7 protein-coding genes and 1 pseudogene are annotated in these 6,282 nt (G+C 66.1%); 4 read left to right on the top strand and 4 right to left on the bottom strand.

The features are described 5' to 3' along the window. The 4 genes and pseudogenes from JNN06_RS11385 to JNN06_RS11370 all read left to right on the top strand — a co-directional run. Window positions 1-397 (top strand): annotated as a pseudogene (locus JNN06_RS11385) (sugar isomerase); the annotation flags it as partial. Between the two features lie 56 nt (window positions 398-453). Then, the gene (locus JNN06_RS11380; RefSeq protein WP_291239711.1) at window positions 454-1,215 is read left to right on the top strand and encodes an inositol monophosphatase family protein; all 762 of its coding nucleotides are present in this window, start codon (window positions 454-456) and stop codon (window positions 1,213-1,215) included. Then, window positions 1,112-2,638: an N-acetylneuraminate synthase family protein gene (locus JNN06_RS11375; protein WP_291239710.1), complete on the top strand. Its 1,527-nt coding sequence runs from the start codon at window positions 1,112-1,114 to the stop codon at window positions 2,636-2,638. The genes JNN06_RS11380 and JNN06_RS11375 overlap by 104 nt, the downstream gene beginning before the upstream one ends. Then, window positions 2,638-3,399: a 3-deoxy-manno-octulosonate cytidylyltransferase gene (locus JNN06_RS11370; RefSeq protein WP_291239709.1), complete on the top strand. Its 762-nt coding sequence runs from the start codon at window positions 2,638-2,640 to the stop codon at window positions 3,397-3,399. Before JNN06_RS11375 ends, JNN06_RS11370 begins: the two co-directional genes overlap by 1 nt. A 94-nt stretch (window positions 3,400-3,493) precedes the next feature. Here the strand turns inward: JNN06_RS11370 and JNN06_RS11365 are convergent, their stop codons facing one another. The 4 genes from JNN06_RS11365 to JNN06_RS11350 form a co-directional block, all read right to left on the bottom strand. Then, the gene (locus JNN06_RS11365; protein ID WP_291239708.1) at window positions 3,494-4,396 is read right to left on the bottom strand and encodes an SRPBCC domain-containing protein; all 903 of its coding nucleotides are present in this window, start codon (window positions 4,394-4,396) and stop codon (window positions 3,494-3,496) included. After that, window positions 4,393-4,884 (bottom strand): SRPBCC family protein, encoded by a 492-nt coding sequence (locus JNN06_RS11360; protein ID WP_291239707.1) that lies wholly within the window; start codon window positions 4,882-4,884, stop codon window positions 4,393-4,395. Before JNN06_RS11360 ends, JNN06_RS11365 begins: the two co-directional genes overlap by 4 nt. Next, window positions 4,881-5,222, bottom strand: coding sequence for a metalloregulator ArsR/SmtB family transcription factor (locus tag JNN06_RS11355; protein WP_291239706.1), 342 nt, complete (start codon window positions 5,220-5,222; stop codon window positions 4,881-4,883). Before JNN06_RS11355 ends, JNN06_RS11360 begins: the two co-directional genes overlap by 4 nt. Window positions 5,223-5,318: 96 nt before the next feature. Continuing rightward, window positions 5,319-6,233, bottom strand: coding sequence for a LysR substrate-binding domain-containing protein (locus JNN06_RS11350; RefSeq protein WP_291239705.1), 915 nt, complete (start codon window positions 6,231-6,233; stop codon window positions 5,319-5,321). Window positions 6,234-6,282 lie beyond the last annotated feature (49 nt).

Raw genomic sequence — 6,282 nt, 5'->3', positions numbered from 1 at the left:
TGATCCGTTCCGGCTGTTTCTGGTGTGGAACGAGCTGGTGGAGCTGGAAGAGACCCCCGGCCTCGACCTGTCGCATATGATCGACCAAAGCCATAATGTGACCGACCCGATTGAAAGCCTGATGATTTCCGCCATGGAGATCGAGCGCGCCTATGTGCAGGCGAGTTTGGTGGACCGGGCGGCGCTGGCGGGATACCGCGAGGGGAATGACGCGCTGATGGCCGCGGCCACCCTGCGACAGGGCTTCCGCACCGATGTGGAGCCGATCCTCGCCATGGCGCGGCTGCGCAAGGGCGGCGCGATTGATCCGGTGGCGGCCTACCGCGCCAGCGGCTACCGCGCCCGCGTGGCAGCCGTGCGGCCCAGATCGGCGGCGGGCGGTGGCGGGATCGTGTAAGCGGTTTTTGCCCATGGACCTTCCCTTTGCGGCTGTTAAATTGCCGCAAAGGGCGCGTGGCCCGGCAATCAGGGCTGATCATGACCAATGTTTCCGGGATTTTCACCGAGGTGGAGGCGCTGATGGCGGCCTCCATGCCCGCCATTCAGGCGCGGCGCTATGACATTCAGTGGAAGCCCGATGGCAGCCCGGTGACGGCGGCGGATACCTATCTGGAAGGGCTTCTGGCCGATCTTTTGCACCGGCATCTGCCCGGCCTCACCTTCATCGGCGAGGAAAGCTGGCAGGCGGGCGGGCGGTTGGGCAGCGGCTGGTGCGCGGTGCTGGACCCGATTGATGGCACCGAGAATTTCTGCTCGGGGCTCAAGGAATGGGGCATCTCGCTCTCGCTCTGGCAGGGGGGCGCGCATCGCGGCAGCCTGCTCATGCTGCCCGAACTGGGCGAGGTGATGTCTTCGGGGCGCATTCCGCGCGTGCCGCGTTCGCGCATCGTGGGGTTTTCGTCCTCGTTCAACCCCGCCATCGCGCAGGGTCTGGCCGAGACGCCCGAGGGGCGGATCATGGGCTGCGCGGTTTACAACCTGTTCAACGTGATCCGGGGCGCCTATGCGCGGTTTGTGAACCCCAAGGGCGCGCGGTCCTGGGATTTGCTGGCGGGCGTTGTGCTGGCGCGCGAGGCGGGATGCGACGTGATCGTCAATGACAAGGTGTATGATGGACAGTTTCTGGAACCGGATCAGCGCTATCGCGTCGACATACGCCACCGATACGATCTTCATTCTGGGCAAGGGGCCCTCGGCCAATCAGGTTCCGCCTGAGGTTTTCGACGGCGCGCTGACCATCGGCATCAATGATGCCGAGCGCATTCATCCGGTGGCGATCACGCTGTTTCATGGCGAATGGGTGGCGCGGGCCTTGCGGGCGACGGGGCCGCGGTCGGAGCTGTATGTGACCTCGACCGATTACCAGCCCGAGGGCGCGCAGGTGGCGCGGGTGCCGCATGTGGCCCTGGGGCAGGAAAGCGGCGATCTGATGATGCAGCGCCTGCTGTCCGGCCCGATGGTGCTGGAGGATGTGCTGTTCATCTCGGCGCTGAAACTGGCGCTGGAGGTGGCGCGGCTGCGCGGGCGGCCCCAGAAGGTCTATCTGGTGGGCTTCGATTTCTCGGCCGAGGCGGGCAGCGCGCAGGTGGCGGGGCCGTCTTTTGACGCCAGCGACATGGCGCAGCGGCGGCTGCTGATCGGCATGCAGGAGAATTTCTTCCTGAATGCCCTCTATATGTTGCGGGGCAGTGAGGTGGATGTGGCCCATGTGGGGCATCGCAGCTTCTCGCGGCTGACGCCCGAGGAACTGGTGGCGGAATATGCGCCCCTGCCCGCCACCGCGCGGGCCGAGCCGAAAGTGGCGGTGGTGGCCGAGATCACCACCAACCATTTCGGCGACCGCGCGCGGCTGGAGCGCATGGTGCGCGCGGCGCGGGCGGCGGGGGCCGATTGGGTGAAGGTGCAAAAGCGCGACCCCGACACGTTTTACAGCGCCGAACAGCTTGCCGCGCCCTATAAATCGCCCTTCGGCAGCACCTTTGGGGATTATCGCCGCCAGCTGGAGCTTTCGGGCGAGGATTTTGAATTTCTGGATGCGCTGTGCCGCCGGATCGGCTTGCGCTGGTTCGCCTCGGTGCTGGATGCGCCCTCTTACCAGTTCATCCGGCAGTTCAAGCCGGCGCTGATCAAGCTGCCCTCGACGATTTCGGAGTTCACCGATTACCTTTCGGCCGTGGCGCGGGATACCGATTGCGGGGTGGTGCTGTCGACCGGCATGACCGACAAGGCCTATGAGGAGTGGATTCTGGCGACCTTCGCCGCCGTGCCGCAGCTGTATCTGATGCACGCGAATTCCGCCTATCCGACCCCGGCACAGGATTGCAACATCGGCGTTGTGCGCCATTACGCCCGCCTTGCGGCACAGCATCCGCATCTGATTCCGGCCTATTCCAGCCATGATGCGGGCTGGTTCGGATCAAGCCTCGCGGTGGCGGCGGGCGCGCGGATGGTGGAAAAGCATGTGAAGCTGGGCAATACCGACTGGGCGCATTTCGACGCGGTGGCGCTGGATTTGACCACGGGGGATTTCCGCGACTATGTGGCGAAGATCCGCGAGGCCGAGCTGGTTCTGGGGTCGGAAGAAAAGACGGTGGCGCCCAGCGAACACCACAAATACCGTCCGGCAGGAGGCCAGTGATGCAAAACCCGCATGTCGTTGCCGTGATCCCGGCCCGCTATGGCTCCAGCCGGTTCGAGGGCAAGCCCTTGGCGCTGATCGAGGGGCGGCCCATGGTGGAATGGGTGGCGCGGCGCGTGGCGCAAAGCGCGCGCATCGCCCGCGTGGTGGTGGCGGTGGATGATCCGCGCGTGGCCGAGGCCTGTGCGGCGGCGGGCTTGGATTACGTCATGACGCGCAGCGATCACGGCACCAGCACCGAACGCCTGAACGAGGTGGCGGGGATGATTCCCGCCGATCTCTATATCGTGGTGAATGGCGACGAGCCGCTGATCGAACCCGCGATGGTGGAGCAGGTGATCCCCGACACATGGCCCGAAGACCGGCCCTTCGTCGCCAACCTGACCTGCAAGATGTCTGCCCCGCCCGAGGTGGTGGACCCCAGCAATATCAAGGTGGTCTGGGGGCCGTCGGGCAATGCGGTGTTTTTCTCGCGCAGCCCGATCCCCTATCCGAAATCCAGCCTCGCCTTTGACTATTACAAGCATATCGGCGTGCTGTCCTACAACCGCGCGGCGCTGGAGTTCTTTGCCAGCACCCCGCGCGGCCCGGTGGAGGCGGTGGAGGACATCAACGAGCTGCGCTTTCTGGAAAACGGCATCCCGCTGAAGATGATCGTGGTGGAGCCGGGCCTGGGCCTCTCGGTGGATACGCCGAAGGATCTGGAGCGCGTGCGCCAGATCGTGCGCGCGCAGGGGGTGACCGCGCCGGGCGTTGCGTGACCAGCCCCCGCCGGCGTAGCGCCACCGGGCACCTGCGGTTTGCGGGGAGGCTTGCAACAGCGGGGCAGGCCGGATCGGGCGATCGGCACCAAACTCAGGCCGCGCCGACAAACCGCGCCAGCTTGCCCAGGGTTTGCAGGCCCAGAGCCTCGGCGCCGAAGCTGCGGGCGTTCTGAAATTCGGCCTCGGTGCTGAACACCATGCCCAAGGTCACCAGAGTACCCGTGGCCTTGCCGTCGGGGCCGGGGCTGTCTTCAAAGCTGGCCCAGGCATCGGCATGTTTCGGGCCGTTCTCGCCCCAATGCAGGCTATAGGCAAAACGGCTTTGCGGCTGCATGTCGTGATAGCGGTGATGGTTGGGAAACACCGTGCCATCGGGCGCAATCATGTCGAAGACCCATTCGCCTCCGGCATGCAGCGCGATGCGCTGTGTGCGGCAGCTGAAACCCTCGGGGCCCCACCATTGCGGCAGGGTTTCGGGGTTCATCCAAGCCTGCCAGACCTGCGCCCGGGGGGCCGCGATCTCGCGCCGCAGCACCATGCAGCGCCGCGCCACATCCTCCAGCTGGCGCAGGCCCGCCTCGAAGCCCATGCGGTAGCCGCTTTCCATCTGCGCCTGCCGTGCCGAAAGCTGCACGGTCAGGCTGATCCGGCTTTCATCCTGCAAGCCGTTGGCAACAGACGAAAACTCGGCGGTGATCAGCGCGGAGGACCGGGTTTCGCCCTCGGCCGAGACGGTTTCGCAAGCGACGCTGCGCGCCAGCGGCTCCAGCTCCAGCCATGTCGCCTCGCAGCGGATGTCGGGCTGGCCCGCCACCCGGCACAGCGAGACCTCGCGCCCGCCGGGCAGCGGGTTGGCCTCCAGAAACTCCACCTCCACCTCGGGTGTGGGGGCAGACCAGAGGGCGCGGGCCGCGGGGGCCGTCCAGGCCTGCCACAGCGTTGCGAGCGGGGCCGCCACGCTGCGCGCGAACCGGAGCGTAGCGAAATGGCTCATGCTTGCCACCCGGATGCCAGCAGGCGCTGCGCATAGGCCTCCAACTGGGTGACGACGGTGCCCCAGCCATCGTAAAAGCCCATCTGTTCGTGGCTTTTCCGGGTTTCGGCGCTGCGATGGCGGGCGATGGCGGTATAGGTGGTGCCGCCGTCCGGCGCATCCGACAGCAGCAAAAGCGCGGTCATGAAGGGCTCGGGCGCGGGTTTCCAGCCTTCGGAATAGGCATCGGTGAAGACCAGACGCGCGCCCGGCACCACCTCCAGATAGACGCCCTTGTTCTCCATGATGTGACCATCCACATCGAAGGTGGTGTTGAAGCGGCCTCCGGCGCGCAGGTCGATCTCCACCGCCGTGACCTTGTGGGGCGCGGGGATGAAGAAATGCGGGATATGGGCCGGGCTGGTCCAGCATTCCCAGACCAGCGCGCGCGGCGCGGCCAGCGTGCGGGTAAAGCTGAGATCGGTTTCAGGGTCGAGGTCGGGGATCATTGTTCGCGTTCCTTCATCAATCGCATCACATAAGCATCCAGCCGGTCCAGCCGCCCTTCCCAAAGCGCCTTTTGCGTGTCGAGCCAGTGATGCACCGGGGCAAAGGCGCCGGGCACCATGGCGCAACTGCGCACACGGCCATCCTTGGTGGTGGCGATCAACCCCGCCGCCTCCAGCACCGCGAGGTGGCGCAGGATGGTGGGCAGGCGCAATCCGGTCGGCTGGGCCAGCTCCGACACCGGGGCCGGGCCCTGCGCCAGCCGGGTCAGGATCGCCCGCCGGGTCGGATCTGACAGCGCCTGAAACAGCAGCGAGAGGTCGGGGTCATGCTGAGCCATGCGCCAAGGTTGCAACTTGGCGCGAGTCGCGCAAGAAAAAACTTTGATGATTGGCTAACTATTGGGGTCGGCGGGCGGCGGGCTTTTCCATGCGACCTATCCCTGCCGGTGCCGCTGCCGGCCCGAGAGCGTGCGGGTATGGCCGCGCAGCCAATCGGCGAACAGCCGCGCGCCGGGCGAGGCGCGGGGGCTGATCGCCAGATAGAAAGCCACGGGCGAGGGCACGCTTTCGGGCACCAGCCGGACCAGCCGCCCCTCTGTCAGCAGCTCGCCGATCAGCCCGTCCCAGCCCAAGACGGCGCCGACATGTTCCTGCGCGGTTTGCAGCGCGATGGTGTAATTGTTCACGAACAGGCTGGGCGGGCGCGAGCGGTCCAGACCCAGCTCGCGGAACCAGGCGGACCAGTCGGTCCAGTCATTATCCTCGTTGTGCAGCTGGATCAGCGGCGCCTGCGCCAGATCGGACAGCTGATGGATACCCTGTTCGCTGGCAAAGCGCCGGGTGCCGGCGGCGATGATGCGATCATGAAACAGCATATGCCATTCGCGCCCGTCTTCGGCGGGCAGGCCATAGCTGATGCCGATGTCGTGATGGCCCGCGCGCTCGGGCTGATCGGTGACCACCTGCGCCACGGTGATGCGCGGATGCACCCGCCAGAAGGCCGAAAGTTTCGGCGTCAGCCACAGCGCCGAAACGGCGGTGGTGGTGCGGATCGTCACATCCACCCGGTCGCGGCGGTCGCGCAGCTGGCTGACCGCGGTCGAGATCCCCTCGAAGCCGCGCTGCACCGCCAAGAGCAGGAAGGCGCCTTTCTCGGTCAGGCCGACGCCGCGATGCAGCCGCTGGAACAGCGCCACGCCCAGCTCGGCCTCCAACAACTTGATCTGATGGCTGACGGCGGCGGGGGTCACGTTCAGCTCCTGCGCGGCGGCCTTGAAGCTGACATGGCGGGCGGCGGCCTCAAAGCAGGTCAGCGCGGTCATCGAGGTGAGGTCATAGGGGCGTTTCATCGGGCCTCCGGCGCGTTTGGCTTATCTCAGTTTAACCCAGACAAAAATT

The organism is Gemmobacter sp. (assembly GCF_016792925.1).
GTDB lineage: Bacteria > Pseudomonadota > Alphaproteobacteria > Rhodobacterales > Rhodobacteraceae > Gemmobacter.
Note: the sequence above shows the minus strand (reverse complement) of the source record. Positions and strands in the feature narration are given on the sequence as shown.